Consider the following 17,785-nt stretch of genomic DNA (forward strand, 5'->3'; position numbering starts at 1 on the left):
TTTTTAAACTCCTTTCAGCTTCCCGGAAATACGCTTTCGCTTTTCATGTCTAACATAAATAATTTCCACAAAAATAGAGGATGCTAATGTTGCAACTAAGATTGACCATCCAGTCGATAGAATTCCGGTCCAATAAAAAAATCCATTAATAACAGCTGCAATCAGTGCGAGCATCACTACTTTACGATTGCCACGCATGGATGGTACAAGTAATCCGACAAACATCGCATATAACGCAATCGACATTGCGGCTTGTAAAAACTGTGGAAGATTGGCACCAATAACATGTCCAACAGCTGTGAAAACAACCCAGCTGCTATATGCGATCAACGCCACACCAAATGCAAAGGAAGTGCTGATTTTTTCCTCTTTTCTTGTTGCGAGGACAGAAAAAGATTCATCTGTAATGCCAAAAGCATAAATTCCTTTAATCCATCTCTTTTCGCTCTGCATCTTTTCGTTTAGCGCCGCCGTCATTAAGAAGTGACGTATATTTAGGACAAATGTATTCAAAACGATTAAAATAGGGTCAACCCCTTTTGAAATTAGCGTTAAGGACATATATTGTGATGCTCCGGCATAAACGAAGATACTCATTGCAGTAGCTTCCCAAATAGAAAGTCCAGATGTTTTGGCCAGTAAGCCAAATGTTAGAGCGACTGGGAAGTATCCGATTGCTATACTTAATCCTGCTTTTAATCCAAGCACAAATGAATTTTTATTCAACAATAGTCACCACCTAAAAAAACATAATAGACAAATTATACTATAACCGAATAGTTTTATGAATATGAAATATGGGAATAGTATAAACATACATATTTTGGAGGAGAGCAACATGTTTGATTGGTTTTCATGGGATACGTTAACAAATTTAACGCAAGATTATCGTGCACTAGGACCGATAATTGGTATCCTTTTGCCTTTTTTAGAAGCTTTTTTGCCCTTTTTACCGCTCATCGTGTTTATCGTAGCGAATGTAACTGCTTATGGGTTGCTCTTTGGATTTTTGATATCGTGGGCAGGCTCTGTAATAGGGGCATATACAGTTTTCTTAGTTATTCGCAAATATGGACGAGCACGTGTGCTTGGCTTTATAACAAGACATGAAAAGATTCAAAAATTAATATTATGGGTAGAGAGGAATGGATTCGGCCCACTTTTTTTACTTATTTGTTTTCCATTTACTCCCTCCGCACTTGTGAATATTGTTGCTGGGCTTTCCAATATGAAAAAGAAAACATATTTATGGACGGTTACATTAGGGAAGCTCATTATGATTTTCATCGTTAGTTTTATCGGTTCGGATATAAAAGAATTAATCACTCAACCGGTTCGGACAGCGATTGTTGTCATTATTATTGGTATTCTTTGGTTTGTTGGAAAAAGAGTAGAGAAACGAATTGATAAAAAGGTAGAAGCAGATTTACGGCATTTTAGAAGCAACAGAAAAGTAAGGGAAGAAAGGAGATGACTAAAACGAAGAAAGAATTAATAGAATGGCTGATGTCTTTAGTAATCGGAATTATTGTTGTTCTAGTTGTTCGATCATTTGTTGCCACAAATTATGAAGTCGTTGGAGAGTCAATGATGCCAACACTTCATGACCATGATCACGTTATCATTAGCAAACTATCTACGATTAAGCGAATGGATATAATTATTTTTCATAGTGATGAGAAAGAAGATTATGTGAAACGAGTCATTGGATTGCCTGGCGATACGATTACATATGAAAATGATGAACTGTACATTAACAATCAAAAAATCGAAGAGCCATTTTTGAGTTCGTATGAAGCCTATATCAATACAGAAACAAATTTCACGGAGAATTTTGATTTACAAAAACTGACTGGAACTAAAACCGTCCCACCCGGCAAGTTATTCGTTTTAGGGGACAATCGAATTTCCAGTTTAGATAGTCGTTACTTTCATTTTATAGACGAAAAAGAAGTTATTGGAGAAGTGAAGCTAATTTACTGGCCACTTTCCGATTTTAAGGTGAATTTCCGTTCCGAATAATTTCCTTCCCTATTGGATGTTTTGTACAATAGAGTAAAGGGGTTATTCGGATTTTTTAATGTCTAGCTTCAGCGCCTTGCCCATCGGGTCAAATGTGAAAAAGCTGTGGTGGCTGAAAAACTGCCTCCTTGGCCCGCACGATGCGGGTTATGTCTGCTTTGCCACAGGATGTGGTGCACTTTGCAGACCTACCCCATCCACATTTGCCTGTCTGGGCAGACATAGGCGCTTACGCTTTTCAAGAGAGGAGTTTAAATATGTCATTACGGATTATTAGTGGGCGTTCAGGAACAGGGAAGACCATTTTTATGCAGCAAGAAATAGTACACGCTTTACAACAAACCCCATTTGGGGATCCGTTGTTTTATATAGTGCCTGACCAAATGTCATTTTCTAGTGAGTACGATCTTGCGGCTGGAGCAGGGCTCAAAGGGTTAATACGTGCACAGGTGACGACATTTAAACGGTTAGCTTGGCGTGTATTACAAGAAACTGGTGGAATAGCGAAAGAGGAAATAAGCGGATTTGGGTATCGCATGCTTATCAGAAGTTTACTAGAAGATCACAAAGATGAGTTTACATTATTTAATAGAGCCGCAACCAAACGAGGTTTTACCGATCAAATAGAAGTCTTGATGAAAGAATTCAGCCGGTATTGTTTAGACCATGTAACGATGGTAAACGCATTAAATCAGTTAGAAGCGGTCCAAGCACCTAAAACGCTACTTGATAAATCAGCTGATCTTATGCTCATGCTCGATTTAATGGAGCAAAAATTAGGGACAAGCTATATTGACGGGGAAGGGTATTTAACCTTGCTTGCCCAGAAAATAAAAGACTCCAGTCTGCTTGAGAAAACAGAACTCTACATCGATGGATTTACATCGTTTACAACAAGAGAATTGGAAATCATTCAAGCTTTAATGAAACAAGTAAAGCGCATTACGATCGCTCTTCCGATGGAAACACTTGCAGATAGCCAGGATGAGCAGTCGTTATTTTACCAACCTGCAAATACTTGCGCTAGATTAATAGAAATTGCTCAAGCAGAACAAGTAGAAATAGAAGAATTCGTACATCAAGTGGAACAAAAACGATTTGTTTCAAAGGAACTTGCTCATATTGAAGCAAATTTTGATCAGCTACCACCCGCTGAGATGAAAACAGAAGGTAAATTACGAATAACGGAAGCTGCAAATAGACGGGCGGAAATACATGCGATAGCAAGACAAATAAGAGAGATGATGCAACAAAAAGAAGTTCGCTATAAAGAAATGGCAATTTTGCATCGGGATTCGGAAAGCTATGAAGGGCTAATCGAAACCATTTTTCCACAATATGATATTCCGGTATTTATTAGTCAAAAAAAATCGATGCTACATCATCCGTTAATCGAGTTAAGCAGAACGGTACTAGAAGTCATTCGAACTGGTTGGAAGTATGAACCGATGTTCCGAGCGATTAAAACGGACTTATTTTTCCCATTGGACGCGTCTAAAAGTAAGTGCCGAGAACGGGCAGATCGTTTAGAAAATTTTGTCCTGTCATTTGGTATTTACGGGGATAGATGGTTGGATGATCGGCGCTGGGTGTATAAAAAATATCGTGGGTTAGAATTTTACTCGAAGGTGCAAACCGACGAGGAGTTAAGCATGCAAGCAGATTTGCATGCAGCGCGTGATATAGTTGTACAACCTTTAAAAAAGTTGGCAGATACTCTTGCACAAAGTAAAACAGGGCTAGAAATGGCTGCTGCATTATTTACATTTATGGAGTCGCTTCAAGTTTACGAGAAACTACAAGTTTTGAGAAAAGCGGAAGAAGAAAATGGTCAATTATTACTTGCTTCTGAGCATGAACAAGCTTGGAATGAGTGGGTGAATGTACTCGATCAATTCGTATTAATGTTTGGTGAGAAAGAGATGACCGTAGAGGAAGCTGCGAAAATCTTAGATGAAGGATATGACCAACTAGCATTCTCACGCATCCCACCAGCCATCGATCAAGTAATTGTCGGGAATGTGGATATTGCTCGATTAACAAATATAAAAGCTGTTTTTGTTGTTGGGGTGAATGATGGTATATTCCCAAAACGAATGGATCATGAAGGCTTACTTTCGGATACAGAGCGAGAATGGTTTACGCAAGTAGGATTCGAGTTAGCACCAACATCGAAAATGCGATTGCTAGATGAAAACTATCTAGTCTATAAAGCATTCGTCACAGCTTCTCATTACTTAGCTGTTTCGTATCCGATTGCAGATAGCGAAGGAAAAGCGTTACTGCCATCCATGTATATTAAAAAGCTCCAACAAATCATCACAGATGTCCCGATAGAGCTAGCTGTAATAGATCCAACTGATCACCCGGATGATGCCTTTGATCTCCAATCGATTAGTCATCCAAGAACGACATTACCATATGTCGTGATGCAAATCCGAAAGGCACTGGAAACTGGGGAATTACCAGAAGTTTGGCAATCGGTATATCATTATTATTTGGAAGATCCATATTGGTCTACTATTTTAAAACGTGTTGTAAAACCTTTAAAAGATGGCAATAAAACAGAAAGACTCTCGCAGGAAATAACATCCGCATTGTACGGTGAAACGATGATTTCAAGTGTTTCTCGCGTAGAACGCTATTATAGCTGTCCTTTTGCCCATTATGCAGCATATGGATTAAAGCTGGAGGAACGAGCGGAATATCGACTGGAGGCACCGGCAATCGGGGATCTATTCCATGCTGCACTAAAATGGATTGCAGACGAAACGGCAAGACTGGGCCTAACATGGGCACAGCTGTCCAGAGAGCAATGTGCAGGACTTGCAAAACAAGCGGTCGATCAAATCGTTCCAGTATTTGTCCATCAACTTTTACTAAGTACGAATCGTTACCGTTATATTCAGCGCAAGCTAGAGCAAATTGTAGCATCCACGCTTTTTGCGCTGAGCAAGCATTCCAAAGCTTCGACCTTCGTGCCAATCGCTATTGAAGCCGGATTTGGTCCAGGAGAAGCGTTACCTGCGCTAGACATACCTTTAAAGCGTGGGCGCAAAATGCAGTTGCGTGGACGTATTGACCGAGTAGATGCATCGAATGTCAATGGCAATCTATATGTTCGGATTGTTGATTATAAATCGTCACGCAAAGGGATTGATTTGAACGAAGTGTATTATGGTTTATCGCTTCAAATGTTAACGTATTTAGATGTTGCGATTGAAAATGCGGATATTTGGCTGCAGGAGAGCGCTGAGCCAGCAGGTGTTTTATATGTGCATATGCATAATCCTTTTATTAAGACGCAAAAGGAAATGAGTGACGCCGAGTTACAAGAAGAGATTTATAAATCGTATAAGATGAATGGATTACTACTCGACGACCCAGAAGTGATTATGGAAATGGATGAACAAATCGAAGGATTTTCAAAGATTATTCCAGTACGTATGAACAAAGACGGAAACTTGTCAAAATCGTCCTCCAAAGTAGTAGAACCTGAACAGATGAAACTTCTTCAGTCGTTTGTACGTAAAAGACATGAACAAGCTGGTAATGGAATGAATGCAGGAGATACTCGTGTTTATCCGTATCGCATAAAAGATAAAATGCCTTGTACGTATTGTGCGTATCGAAGTGTCTGTCAATTTGACCCTCAGGATCCTGCACAACCTGTACGAAATTTAAAAGTAGAGCAACCAGAAATCGTCACTGAAAAAATTCGAAAGGAGATGAGTACGGATGAACATTCCTGATATGCCAGCGGAGTTAACATGGACACCTGCCCAGTGGAAAGCAATATGGGCAACCGGTTCAGACGTCCTCGTATCTGCTGCGGCAGGCTCTGGTAAAACGGCTGTCCTCATTGACCGGCTTATCCAAAAAGTAATCGCAAAAGAAAATCCGATCAACGTCGATGAGTTATTAGTCGTAACTTTTACCAATGCTTCTGCAGCAGAAATGCGCCACCGGATGGGAGAGGCATTGGAAAAAGCAATTGCACTTGATCCAGCATCTACCCATTTACGCAAGCAGCTTAGTCTGTTAAGTAAGGCACAAATTTCAACGCTGCATTCCTTTTGTTTAAATATTGTTAAACAATACTCGTATATGCTAACGATTGATCCTGGATTTCGTATCGCGAATGAAGCAGAGGCTGCGCTTATCCGAGATGATATTTTAGCAGAAGTGTTAGAGGAAGCATATCAAGTAGAAAACCCAGAAGCGATGTATAGACTATCAGACAGTTTCACATCAGATAGAGACGATCAATCCATTGAGACAATGATTGAAAAACTATATACATATGCACGAGTGCACCCAGAACCTAAGAAATGGTTACTGGCTATTCCACAAGCATATACGTTACCTGAAGATATAACGATAGATGAACTTTCTTTTATCGAACCGTTAAAACTTGCAATCATTCATCACTTGGAAGAAGCAATTGCCGTAGCGGAAGAAATTCGAACATTAGCAAATATGCCTAACGGGCCCGCTCCACTTGCCGAAACTGCGTTAAAAGATCAAGACATGATTCAAGAAGCTATTCGACTGATGAAAATGAGTACTTGGCAAGATGCATTTAACTATTTTAGTAGTCTTTCATGGGTAAAAGCAGCGTCCATCAAAAAAGACTCCTGCGATGAAGCATTAAAAAAACAAGCTACGGCTAAACGGACAAAAGTGAAGAAGATAGTAAATGACTTAAAAGACAATTATTTCACTAGAACACCAGCACGTTTGCTGGAAGAAATGCGCCTGATGGCTCCGCAATTACAAACATTAGTAGATCTTGCCATTACATATGGAGAGAGATATACAGCTGCCAAAAATGATAGAGGATTAGTCGATTTTTCCGACCTAGAGCATTATGCGCTAGACATTTTAACCGAGCATGACGAAAATGGGCAGCTTGTTCCATCCGAAATTGCTAAAGAGTATCAGGCACGTTTTAAGGAAGTACTGACGGATGAGTACCAGGATGTGAATTTACTTCAAGAAACGATATTACAATTAGTGAAAAGTGGCGACGAACAAACTGGCAATATGTTCATGGTTGGGGACGTGAAGCAATCCATTTATCGTTTCCGGCTAGCCGAACCTATGCTGTTTCTAGGGAAATACCTAGCATTTAGTGACCTACCGAAAGATTCGGGCGTGAAAATTGATTTGAATGCCAACTTCCGAAGCCGACAAGAAGTACTGCATGCAACGAACTATATTTTCCAGCAAGTTATGGGGGAAAAAGTAGGGGAAATTAATTATGACGATGATGCTTCTTTAAAGCCGCAAGCACCGTATAACGAAACAATAGCTCCAGTCGAATTGGCCCTTTTATATGAAGTGGAAGATGGAAGTGTCGAATCTGTAGAAGAAGATGACATGGTCATTGCAGAGGAAGAGCTCAAGAAATCACAAGCAGAAGCTCGTTACATTATTTCTAAAATAAAAGAAATGATAGATTCAGGAGCAACTGTATATGACCCTTGGAAAAAAACAAGCCGCCCTGTCGAGTATAGCGATATCGTTATTTTAATGCGGTCGATGACGTGGTCACAAGAAGTGACAGACCAATTCAAAGAAGCAGGTATTCCGTTATATGCAGAGCTTTCTAAAGGGTATTTTGAAGCGATTGAAGTGCTCATCATGCTACATACCCTTCGAACAATTGATAATCCGTACCAAGATGTATCGCTAGCATCGGTTCTTCGTGCTCCTTTTGTCGGACTGACAGAATCGGAGCTTGCCGCGATTCGCCTTGCCGCACCAAAAGAATCTTTTTACGATGCGCTAAAAGAGTTTGTAGCAAATGGAGGAGCTGGGATATCTCCAGAGACCGGTGAAAAGCTACAACGTTTTCTGTTGCAATTTGAGGATTGGCGGGATATGAGTAGAAGAGGGTCCCTTGCGGATTTAATTTGGCGTATTTATTTGGATACGCATTATTACGAAATGGTTGGTGCCATGCCGAATGGGATGCAAAAGCAAGCGAATTTGCGTATTTTACATGATCGTGCAGTAGAATATGAGAAAACGTCTTTCCGTGGGTTATTCCGCTTCCTACGCTTTATCGAGCGTATGCGAAGACGAGGGGATGACTTAGGAACGGCACGTGCAATGAGTGAGAAAGAAAATGTCGTGCGGCTTATGACGATTCATGCTTCGAAGGGATTGGAATTTCCAGTCGTCTTTTTGGCGGGAATGGGTAGACCATTCAACCAAATGGACTTTAATGAGCCCTACTTATTTGACCAATCTTTTGGGCTTGCGGTAAAAGCCATTGATCCGGAAAAGCGCATATCGTTCACCTCATTGCCGTTTCTATCGATGAAAGAAAAGAAACAAATGGAGTTGAAAGCAGAAGAAATGCGCGTGCTGTATGTAGCTATGACAAGGGCGAAGGAGTATTTGTATCTTATAGCATCTATTAAAGATTTACAGAAGACGCTTGCAAGTTGGGAGGATGCACAAGCTTTGTTGCCGGATGAGATGCTCCCAGAATACATTCGAGCAAAAGCAAAAGGCTACCTAGACTGGATAGGACCAGCAATTGCAAGACACACAGACTTTCAGCAACTTTCAAATATCAACGAAGCAAATATTGTAGAAAGTGATTCCAAATGGCTTATTGTAGCAAAATGTGTCGATGAGCTAAAATTGTCGGCAGAAATTGAAGAACAAGAAAAGCTTTCGATCGATCAACTGATTAACAAGGAAAAAACGACTGTTTTGCCAAAGGTGAGAGCTCGTTTTGATACAGTGTATCCTTATGAACTTTCGACACAAAAAAGATCAAAACAAAGCGTAAGTGAAATGAAAAAAATCGAGCAGCTCCTGGCAAGAGAAGAAGAAGCCTATTTTGAGCTGGCACCTTCTTCAAATAGCCTTTCCAAAGTTGCAAAACGACCATTCTTTTTACAACAAGAGGCGAAACTAACAGGAGCAGAAGTTGGAACAGCCGTCCATGCCTTTATGCAAAATGTCGATTTAATGGAAGTAAAAACAACAGAACAGGTAAAGGCATTTGCAAGCGAGCTCTACGATCGTGAAATATTAACCAAAGCAGAACAAGCAGCGATTAATCCCCAAAAAATCATGCCATTTTTCCATTCGGAAATCGCAGAGAGATTACGAGTTGCCAAAAGGGTCATGCGAGAATTTCCTTTTACGTATGCGATGGAAGACCAGGATGGGGATAAGCAAATTATTCAAGGGGTTGTCGATTGTTTATTTTTAGAAGAAGATGGTCGCTTTGTATTATTAGATTATAAAACAGATCGTGTTCAACATTTAGCAAACAATGAAGCATTGTTACAGCAAGAAATGAATAAACGGTATGCGATCCAATTATCTATTTATGCACAAGCGATAGAATCCATTTTGCAAGTAGAGATTAAAGAAAAAATACTTTATTTATTTGATATAAACAAAACGGTTATGTTATAGGAGGAAAAAGGTTTGTTAATAAGTCCAGTGGGGGAGAAAGAGAGAGTAATATCGATTGATGTGATGAGAGGATTTGCGCTACTTGGGATTTTTGTCGTCAATATGCTGTTTTTTCATAGTCCCTATATTTATATAAATCCATATACTTGGTTTCAAGTTCCGGGAGATTATGAAACGCATAAGTGGATCGACATTTTTGTGCAAGGTAGCGTTTATCCGCTGTTTTCCATGCTTTTTGGATACGGACTTGCGATGCAGTTTATGAAATCGCAAGAGAAAGGAACGTCCTTTACGAAGCTAGCAGTACGTAGACTGTCTATTTTACTTGTGATTGGCTGTATCCATGCCTTTCTTATATGGTCAGGGGACATTTTAATCACATATGCGATTGCAGGATTTGTTTTAATATTAATGATTCGATTGAAGCCGATTTGGTTAGTTTTAATAAGTGCGCTTTTATTTTTACTACCTAACGGACTGTTAAATGGATTATTGTATTTTCTTGGGAAGTTGGATCCTGAAAGTTTAATTATTTTTACTGGGATTCAAGAGATAGAGAAATCTATTATGGCGTATTCACTTGGTTCATGGGGAGATATTTTCTCCCAACGATTAAATGACTGGATTTATATGAGTGGCTACGGACTAGTAGTTCTGATGATTTTATTTACGATTGTGCCGTTTTTATTGCTTGGAGCAGCAGCAGCAAAGCTAAAGTTAATCGAACGTGCAAGAAGTTTGAAAGTCTTTTGGATAATTGCCATTATAGTGGGACTGGGAGCAGGAACAGCTATTAAGTGGCTGCCTTATCTTACAGAGCCGAATGTTCTTACGATGACTGTGCAAGATACATTTGGGGGACCACTTCAAGCTATCGCATATGCAGGTATACTAGCGCTTGTTTGTACCATCCCGTTCATGCAAAAACTACTATCCCCAGTGGCTAAAGCTGGTCGCATGTCGATGACAATCTATTTGATGCAGTCAATTATCGCCACGACTATTTTTTATGCATATGGATTTGGCTTATATGGCAAAGTGGATATTAGAACTGGAACATGGATGGCGGTAGGTATTTATGTACTGCAGCTAGTATTTGCAGAAGTTTGGTTTATGAAGTTTAAACAGGGTCCTGTAGAGGTATTGTGGAGAAAACTGACTTATCGAAATAATTTGTCGTAAAAAGATGAAAACAAAGTCAGTTTGTAATAGACTAAGATAAAGCTATTAAAATACTTAGAGGAGTGTCAAAGCGATGAAACTATTATCATACCGTTTGAATGATAAAATTTACTTCGGACCAAAAGTAAAAAAAGAAGAGGCAGTGTGGGATGTATTAAGCATCCAAGAGACGCTCCAAGTGCTTCCTGATTTTCCTGCTACTATTGTAGAAGGTGTCGCATTAGGAATGGATTTTATCGAACAAACTCGCAAACTAGTAGAAGCTGCCTTAAAAGAGGAAAATGCAAATGATTTCAAAAAACAATTTACGGAAATCGAGTGGCTATCTCCAATACCTCGTACACCAAAAAATATAATGGCCATTGGAAGAAACTATGCGGAGCATGCAAAAGAAATGGGCGGAGTGGCGAATGATTTTGTCGTTTTTACAAAGTCACCAACTTCCATTGCAGCTGATGAACAAACGCTTTCCATTCATGCCGATAAGACAGATTCATATGATTATGAAGGGGAACTGGCAATTGTGATCGGTAAAAAAGGAAAAGACATTCCGTCTATACTTGCATATGATTATGTGTTCGGATATACGATTGCAAATGATTTAACTGCAAGAGATTTACAAAAAAAGCATCAACAGTTTTTCTTAGGAAAAAGCTTAGAAGGCTCTTGCCCTATGGGACCATATATTGTGACAAAAGATGAATTACCTAATCCACAGGAGCTTTCCATCGTAACAAAGGTAAACGATGAGATTCGCCAAGATGGTAAAACTTCTGACATGGTATATTCTGTCGAGAAAATAATTGAGGAAATTTCTAAATCCGTTATTTTAGAGCCTGGAGATGTCATCCTAACAGGAACTCCTGCTGGTGTTGGAAAAGGATTTAATCCTCCTAAGTTTTTAAAATCTGGCGATATTGTGAAAGTTTCCATTGAGGGAATCGGTACATTAGTGAACAAATTCGAGTAAAACATTTCATTTGATGGTAAGATATATAGGTAAACTTCAAGCGGTTGGAAAAAAACAACTGAATGAAGTTAAGCCCCCGGCGGATGTTACAGATTTTTATCGTGCAAACACGATAAAAACCTGGACGCACTGTTTTCTGCGATGAGTTTTGCGCAGAAGCAATGTTTTTCCTGCAGAGCTGAACAAAGTGAAGCGGAAGCAAATACGTTAAGGCGAATTAGATAAAATTATCGAGGTGAAACAAATGGAATTTTTAGCATCACCACATTTACACATTACAACTTGGGTAATTGCGATCATCCTATTTTTTGTAGCATTAGCAATTAAAAATCCAAAAGTGGTACACATGATTTTACGCTTGTTTTATATTTTAATCATTATCACAGGAATTGCGTTATTTATGAAAGGTATGGACTACGGTCAAGGCATGTTGTATGGACTCAAATTCTTAGCTGGAATTTTAGTTATCGGAATGATGGAAATGTCTTTAGTGAAAAAGAAAAAAGGAAAACCATTTACAACATTTGTCGTATTATTTTTCGTTTTCTTCTTCATTACACTTTTCCTAGGTTTCAAATTACCAATGAACATCAACTTTTTAGCGTAAGCAAACGATGGGAATATCCTTATTGATTTTTGTCGTTGTATTGATGATTATTTTTATTGCTGCTTCCTACATGATTTCCCGAGTACAAGCGGAATCATTGGACGAAGAAGATTTACATCATCATATTCTCCATAACAAAAAACCACCAAAATGATTGGTGGTTTTTGTTATGATTATTGTTTTTCCAACTAACGAAAAGTTACTGGATTAATTCTAGGATATGTCACAGTTTGGACGAATAATCGGCTGTTTTTGGGGCTTTCGTGCTGAAACGATAGCGATTACGAATGAGCTTTGATAAAATAACTGTGATATGTTTTTATCTATAAATATGCTCTTTCCTAGATAGAGGAGGATTTACCTTGAAATTTAACAAATGGCTAATGACCGGATTAGTGTTGAGTGGACTGTGGATTACATCGACACAGCCAACAAATGCCGAAGCAGATGCTTCTATTCAAAATGAAAGTATCTATGATTTATATGTTGATCGTTATTTCAATAAAGTAATTACGAATGACTATGATGTAAATGCAAAAGATCCGAATGCATTTGCTGGTGGCGACTTTTTAGGAATTATCGAAAAAATGGACCATATTAAAGATATGGGTTTTACAACTATTTCCATTGGTCCTGTATTCGCCACAGAAACCTATGATGGTAAACGAGTATTGGATTTTAATGCACTAGAAAAACGTTTCGGAACACCGGAAGAATTCCAACAACTGATCAATGAAGCACATAAACATCATTTAAAGATTATGATTGAATTTCCGCTAAACAATTATAGCTTAAACCATATTTGGAATGCAGAAACAGACTGGATTGTAAGCAATGACAATGATGTTTTGACATTAGATTTGGAAAATGCAGAAGTACAACAAGCACTCATCAATACATTGGTCGAATTTACAAATACATATGGGGTTGATGGTATAAAATTGTCCGAATTAAACGGTGCTCCAACCTCATTTATTAACGAAATAATTACAAGTGTAAAAGAAGTACGAGATCCAATGTATGTGATTGCACTAGAGGAATCGGATGCAAATTTTGACGTCAACTATTCTGAAGAATTACAGGTAAATTTACGAAATGCTTTTAAAAATACAGATTTACCAACTGAAAATATTGTGTCCACCAATAATAATGACTTACTTTTGATCGATGATTTACATACGGAAAGATTTACTTACTATAGTGCGCTGGAAAATATGTTCCCACCTACTCGTATAAAAACAGCGCTTGGCGCAATGTTAACAATGCCTGGGGTGCCATATATGACATATGGTACGGAAATTGCCATGAATGGACAAAATGCACAGGAAAGTCACCAAGTCATGAACTTCCGTGTAGATGAAGAATTGATCGAGTATATTAAAGACATTAACTCCATTCGCAATAAATCGGAAACAATGCGCACTGGAAAAATAGAACTGTTAGAAAATGAAAATGGCTATATAGTGTATAAACGTTATTCAGACGACGAACAATTTATGGTTGTTATTAATAATACGAGCCAAACAAAGCGAATTGACTTAACAAAGGATATTGTTGGTGAAAACAAAGAGCTTCATGGCTTATTCGAATCCGATATTGTTCGTGCAGATGATAATGGGGAATACAGATTAGTACTTGATCGGGAAATCGTAGAAGTCTATCAAATAACCGATCGTAAAGGGTTAAACAAATCATATATTTTCGCAATGGCATTATCGTATATATTGTTCCTTGCCTTTTTAGTAATCGTATGGAAAAAAGGTAAGCAACGTAAAAACGAACACACGAATAAGAAATAAATAAAAACTGCTGCCTAAGTCCATTTGCGTGGACATAGATAGCAGTTTTTTATTATAAATTCGCTCTCTTAATCTAATTTGTTTAAGAAGAATAATGCCAATGTGCCAGGTCCCGTATGTGCAGCAATCGTGGACCCAATCAGATAAATTTCAATACTTTTCGGATTAAACTTTTCTTCAATGATTTGTTTTAGGGCAAGTGCTGTTTCCTCGTCGTCTCCATGACTGATCGCAACAACTTGTTCATCTAAACGTTCACCGCGTTCTTCCATTACCTCAATCATGCGCTTGATTACTTTTTTACGCCCGCGAATTTTTTCAATAGGCACTAGTTTACCATCTTCCACATGAAGAAGGGGTTTGATGTTAAGCAACCCACCGATAAAAGCGCTAGCTTTAGAAACTCTTCCGCCTTGTGCTAAATAGTCTAAATCTTCTACGGTGAATAGGTGCTCCATATGCTCCGCTTGAAATCTAATTTTTTCTTCGATTGTTTGTAAATCCAAACCTTGTTCTTTTAAACGAGCTGCCTCTTGTACTAACAGGCCATAACCTAGAGATGCACATTTAGAGTCAATAATGATTAACTTTAAATCGGGATATGTCTCCATCACCTGTTCTCGCATCATAACCGCTGTGCTATACGTTCCAGAAAGTGCGGATGAAAAGGCGACATACAATCCTTCTTCTCCAGATTTCGCTAATTCTTCAAACACTCGTAAAAAGTTTTCTGGTGAAGCTTGGGAAGTTTTTGGATGGGCTCCTTTCCGAATCTCTTCATACACTTGTTTCGAATCGATTCCAATGACGTCTTCGTATTCTTGCTCTCCAATATGAACTCGTAGTGGAAACAATTCCACATGGTGTTCTGCATAAAAAGATTTAGGCAAGTCGCAAGCACTATCTGCAAATAATTTCATCTTTTATCCCCCTAAAAAGCTATTTGCTTTAATTTTAATCTTTCTATTAAGAAGTCAGCAATCCCGTCTTCATTGTTTGTTTTCGTTATTTCATTTGCGATATTTTGCAATGGTTTGATGGCATTTCCCATCGCAACCCCAACTCCAGCATACTCAATCATTTCCAAATCATTATCTTCATCACCGAAAGCAATGATTCGTTCTTGCGGTATATCCAAGTAAGCGGAAACATGAGATAAGCCAACTGCTTTGTTTAAGCCGTGGCGAACAATTTCAATTACATCCCACGGCGCGCCCCATCTACGATGATCGATCACTTCTGCATGAACATCTCGTAAATGCTTGCGAACTAAATCGACCGAGTCTTCCTCTGCATGGATAAGTAAACTCGTTGGATCTTTTTGTAAAATAGTACGTAAATCACCGGTCGTAATGTTAGGATTGCCCAATGCAAATGCAGACATCATCTGTTCATCGTGATAATGTAAGTAGACATCATCTAGCACTTCTGCAAGCATGTTTTTAATGGAGTAGCTTTCTACAGCCTCCACTACTTCTTTTACAACATTCAACTCAATCGGTTTATGTACAGTTTGCCATGACTTATTCATTGGATGATGTACAAATGCTCCGTTAAAATTGACGATTGGTGTATTTAAACCAAGCTCTTTATAATACATTTCACTCGATCTGTACGGTCTTCCAGTTGCAATCATGACTTCATGGCCTTCTTCTTTTGCTTGAAGAAGTGTATTTTTCGTTTTGTTTGAAATAACCTTTTCATCTGTCAATAAAGTTCCATCTAAATCCAATACTATTAAATGACGTTGCAATTGAAAAACTCCCTTCTATTCTTATATAAAGTGTATCGTGTTCACAGAAGAAGGTCAAAATGTATAGTTTATGCTTTTTGTAAATTTTGAAATGCTTTGTTAGAATAATAATATATCCAAAAAGGTGGGGGAAGTAAATGATTGTACAACAAGAATGCTGGCGTAATATTCCTTTATTACATATTTATCATGAAGAAACGCAAAATAACGCACCAATCGTCCTTTTTCTACACGGTTTTGAAAGCGCAAAAGAGCATAATCTCCACTACGCATATCAATTAGTGCATGATGGATGTCGTGTCATTTTACCGGATGCACACTTACACGGCGAACGCGATGAACAATTAGACCAGGTCGAGATTAGCCTGCGTTTTTGGGAAACGGTATTAACTTCTATAGAGGAAGTCGGTATATTACAGGAAGAATTACAAAAACGTGGCTATTTAAGCAACCAGAAAATCGGGATTGCAGGAACATCTATGGGCGGGATCACAACGCTTGGTTGCTTAACTACTTATCCTTGGATAGATGCTGCGGTTATCTTAATGGGAACGCCGGGTTATGTAGAGCTTGCAAAAGCACAGATGGCACAAGTGGAGCAAAAAGGCTTTCAAATACCATTAAATGCAGAAGAAAGAAAAGATATGCTTGATACTTTATCTAGATTTGACGCAACAAATCAAATGGAAAAACTAAGTGGCAAGTCGCTGTTTTTCTGGCACGGAGAGAAAGATCCAGTTGTACCTTTTGCACCTACTGCACAATTCATCAAAACTTTTGAAGAAAAGTATGGTGACCAAACGATTGAATTCGTCAGAGAAAAATCAGCAGGACATGCGGTATCGCGCAAAGGAATGCTAGCCGCGACAAAATGGCTTGCAAACAGTTTGGCATAAGTACACTTGTTTGTTATGATGAATGAAAGTGATAAAGGAGGATTTGAAATGGATCAAGATATGAAAGACAGCATGATGGCTGCCCTAGAAAATGTAATTGACCCTGAGTTGGGCGTTGATATTGTCAATTTAGGTTTAGTATATGATGTAGATTTGACAGAAGAAGGTACAGCAAATGTTACAATGACGCTAACTTCTATCGGCTGCCCAATGGGTCCGATGATTGTAGACCAAGTCAAAACAGCGCTTGGTGAATTACCAGAAGTAAAAGAAACAGAAGTAAACATCGTCTTCAACCCACCATGGTCGAGAGATAATATGTCAAGATATGCAAAAATCGCTCTTGGCATTAGATAAAGTGAAACTTCAATCAGTGGGGGTTCATCCCCCACTGATTGTTAGTTGTGTCCCACACGATGTGGGTCACACAGACGTTGCAACACGATGTTGCGTTCTTAGTCTGGGATCATTTCATCGGGCTTTTACGGGCAGTTGATCTCCCACTTATCTTATCGCTTTTCTTAAAGCTTGAAGTGGGAGTCTTACTGCCCGTTAATGCGGGATAAATAGAAAAAGCGCAAGGCATCTCTGTTGATTGCCTTGCGCTTTTTTGTGTGGAAAGAAATACATTGTTAGAGGGAATAAGTGGAAAAGGGCAACTAGATTAAGTTGAAGGCAACCAATTCATTGGCGAAAGCAATCAAATCAGCAGAGAGAGCAACCAATCTCTAAGCGAAGGCAACCAATTTCCATATAGCAAGTAAACTTCTAGAGAGATGGCATGCCAAGTGCCGCGTGGGAGGGAGTAATTGGCAAAGGGCAACCAAATTCAATTGAAAGCAACCAATTCATTGGTGAAAGCAATCAAATCTGCAGAGAGAGCAACCAAACTATCAGCGAAAGCAACCAATTGTCTGGGAAGAGCAACCAATTTCCAAATAGCAAGTAAACTTTTATTGAGATGCTTACAAAGTGTCGTGTGGGAGGGAGTAATTGGCAAAGGGCAACTAGATTAAATTGAAAGCAACCAATTCATTGGTGAAAGCAATCAAATCTGCAGAGAGAGCAACCAAACTATCAGCGAAAGCAACCAATTGTCTGGGAAGAGCA

15 protein-coding genes are annotated in these 17,785 nt (G+C 38.8%); 12 read left to right on the forward strand and 3 right to left on the reverse strand.

Going from position 1 to position 17,785, the window contains the following annotated elements; genetic code table 11:
• Nucleotides 1-3: 3 nt before the first annotated feature.
• The gene (locus ACIP9W_RS05025) at nucleotides 4-726 is read right to left on the reverse strand and encodes an AzlC family ABC transporter permease (protein WP_400786685.1); all 723 of its coding nucleotides are present in this window, start codon (nucleotides 724-726) and stop codon (nucleotides 4-6) included.
• Nucleotides 727-838: 112 nt separating this feature from the next.
• Here ACIP9W_RS05025 and ACIP9W_RS05030 point away from each other — a divergent pair, with 112 nt between their 5' ends.
• The 9 genes from ACIP9W_RS05030 to ACIP9W_RS05070 all read left to right on the forward strand — a co-directional run bounded on the left by ACIP9W_RS05030 (nucleotide 839) and on the right by ACIP9W_RS05070 (nucleotide 14,026).
• Nucleotides 839-1,474: a TVP38/TMEM64 family protein gene (locus ACIP9W_RS05030; protein WP_400786687.1), complete on the forward strand. Its 636-nt coding sequence runs from the start codon at nucleotides 839-841 to the stop codon at nucleotides 1,472-1,474.
• A complete protein-coding gene (lepB, locus tag ACIP9W_RS05035) occupies nucleotides 1,471-2,022 on the forward strand; it encodes a signal peptidase I (protein WP_400786689.1) in 552 nt (183 codons plus the stop codon). Before ACIP9W_RS05030 ends, lepB begins: the two co-directional genes overlap by 4 nt.
• A 257-nt stretch (nucleotides 2,023-2,279) precedes the next feature.
• Nucleotides 2,280-5,774, forward strand: a complete 3,495-nt coding sequence (gene addB / locus ACIP9W_RS05040) for a helicase-exonuclease AddAB subunit AddB (protein WP_400786692.1) — start codon at nucleotides 2,280-2,282, stop codon at nucleotides 5,772-5,774.
• Nucleotides 5,761-9,468 carry a helicase-exonuclease AddAB subunit AddA gene (gene addA / locus ACIP9W_RS05045; protein ID WP_400786695.1) on the forward strand — a complete coding sequence of 1,236 codons (3,708 nt, stop codon included), beginning with the start codon at nucleotides 5,761-5,763 and terminating at the stop codon, nucleotides 9,466-9,468. Before addB ends, addA begins: the two co-directional genes overlap by 14 nt.
• A gap of 12 nt (nucleotides 9,469-9,480) precedes the next feature.
• On the forward strand, nucleotides 9,481-10,650 hold the full coding sequence (locus ACIP9W_RS05050; RefSeq protein ID WP_400786697.1) for a DUF418 domain-containing protein: 1,170 nt from the start codon (nucleotides 9,481-9,483) through the stop codon (nucleotides 10,648-10,650).
• 73 nt (nucleotides 10,651-10,723) lie between these two features.
• Nucleotides 10,724-11,620, forward strand: a complete 897-nt coding sequence (locus tag ACIP9W_RS05055) for a fumarylacetoacetate hydrolase family protein (RefSeq protein ID WP_400786700.1) — start codon at nucleotides 10,724-10,726, stop codon at nucleotides 11,618-11,620.
• Between the two features lie 244 nt (nucleotides 11,621-11,864).
• The gene (locus ACIP9W_RS05060) at nucleotides 11,865-12,227 is read left to right on the forward strand and encodes a YisL family protein (RefSeq protein ID WP_400786703.1); all 363 of its coding nucleotides are present in this window, start codon (nucleotides 11,865-11,867) and stop codon (nucleotides 12,225-12,227) included.
• Between the two features lie 22 nt (nucleotides 12,228-12,249).
• The gene (locus tag ACIP9W_RS05065; RefSeq protein WP_400786706.1) at nucleotides 12,250-12,381 is read left to right on the forward strand and encodes a hypothetical protein; all 132 of its coding nucleotides are present in this window, start codon (nucleotides 12,250-12,252) and stop codon (nucleotides 12,379-12,381) included.
• 208 nt (nucleotides 12,382-12,589) lie between these two features.
• Nucleotides 12,590-14,026: an alpha-amylase family glycosyl hydrolase gene (locus ACIP9W_RS05070; protein ID WP_400786709.1), complete on the forward strand. Its 1,437-nt coding sequence runs from the start codon at nucleotides 12,590-12,592 to the stop codon at nucleotides 14,024-14,026.
• Between the two features lie 68 nt (nucleotides 14,027-14,094).
• On the opposite strand, the gene ACIP9W_RS05075 is transcribed toward ACIP9W_RS05070, so the two are convergent.
• A complete protein-coding gene (locus ACIP9W_RS05075; RefSeq protein ID WP_400786711.1) occupies nucleotides 14,095-14,946 on the reverse strand; it encodes a DegV family protein in 852 nt (283 codons plus the stop codon).
• Nucleotides 14,947-14,957: 11 nt separating this feature from the next.
• On the reverse strand, nucleotides 14,958-15,779 hold the full coding sequence (locus ACIP9W_RS05080; RefSeq protein ID WP_282246039.1) for a Cof-type HAD-IIB family hydrolase: 822 nt from the start codon (nucleotides 15,777-15,779) through the stop codon (nucleotides 14,958-14,960).
• A gap of 137 nt (nucleotides 15,780-15,916) precedes the next feature.
• Here ACIP9W_RS05080 and ACIP9W_RS05085 point away from each other — a divergent pair, with 137 nt between their 5' ends.
• From ACIP9W_RS05085 to ACIP9W_RS05095, 3 genes are all read left to right on the forward strand, one after another.
• Nucleotides 15,917-16,675 carry a prolyl oligopeptidase family serine peptidase gene (locus ACIP9W_RS05085; RefSeq protein ID WP_400786714.1) on the forward strand — a complete coding sequence of 253 codons (759 nt, stop codon included), beginning with the start codon at nucleotides 15,917-15,919 and terminating at the stop codon, nucleotides 16,673-16,675.
• A gap of 48 nt (nucleotides 16,676-16,723) precedes the next feature.
• Nucleotides 16,724-17,032 (forward strand): metal-sulfur cluster assembly factor, encoded by a 309-nt coding sequence (locus ACIP9W_RS05090; protein ID WP_400786716.1) that lies wholly within the window; start codon nucleotides 16,724-16,726, stop codon nucleotides 17,030-17,032.
• Between the two features lie 452 nt (nucleotides 17,033-17,484).
• Nucleotides 17,485-17,691 (forward strand): hypothetical protein, encoded by a 207-nt coding sequence (locus ACIP9W_RS05095; protein WP_400786719.1) that lies wholly within the window; start codon nucleotides 17,485-17,487, stop codon nucleotides 17,689-17,691.
• Nucleotides 17,692-17,785 lie beyond the last annotated feature (94 nt).

The organism is Psychrobacillus sp. NPDC093180, from assembly GCF_044754065.1.
Taxonomy (GTDB): domain Bacteria; phylum Bacillota; class Bacilli; order Bacillales_A; family Planococcaceae; genus Psychrobacillus.

What these genes read in the sequence shown, in the direction of transcription:
- ACIP9W_RS05055 (WP_400786700.1), top strand. Translation starts at nt 10,724, where the DNA reads ATGAAACTATTATCATACCGTTTGAATGATAAAATTTACTTCGGACCA.
- lepB (WP_400786689.1), top strand. Translation starts at nt 1,471, where the DNA reads ATGACTAAAACGAAGAAAGAATTAATAGAATGGCTGATGTCTTTAGTA.
- addA (WP_400786695.1), top strand. Translation starts at nt 5,761, where the DNA reads ATGAACATTCCTGATATGCCAGCGGAGTTAACATGGACACCTGCCCAG.
- ACIP9W_RS05060 (WP_400786703.1), top strand. Translation starts at nt 11,865, where the DNA reads ATGGAATTTTTAGCATCACCACATTTACACATTACAACTTGGGTAATT.
- ACIP9W_RS05090 (WP_400786716.1), top strand. Translation starts at nt 16,724, where the DNA reads ATGGATCAAGATATGAAAGACAGCATGATGGCTGCCCTAGAAAATGTA.
- ACIP9W_RS05085 (WP_400786714.1), top strand. Translation starts at nt 15,917, where the DNA reads ATGATTGTACAACAAGAATGCTGGCGTAATATTCCTTTATTACATATT.
- ACIP9W_RS05030 (WP_400786687.1), top strand. Translation starts at nt 839, where the DNA reads ATGTTTGATTGGTTTTCATGGGATACGTTAACAAATTTAACGCAAGAT.
- addB (WP_400786692.1), top strand. Translation starts at nt 2,280, where the DNA reads ATGTCATTACGGATTATTAGTGGGCGTTCAGGAACAGGGAAGACCATT.
- ACIP9W_RS05075 (WP_400786711.1), bottom strand. Translation starts at nt 14,946, where the DNA reads ATGAAATTATTTGCAGATAGTGCTTGCGACTTGCCTAAATCTTTTTAT.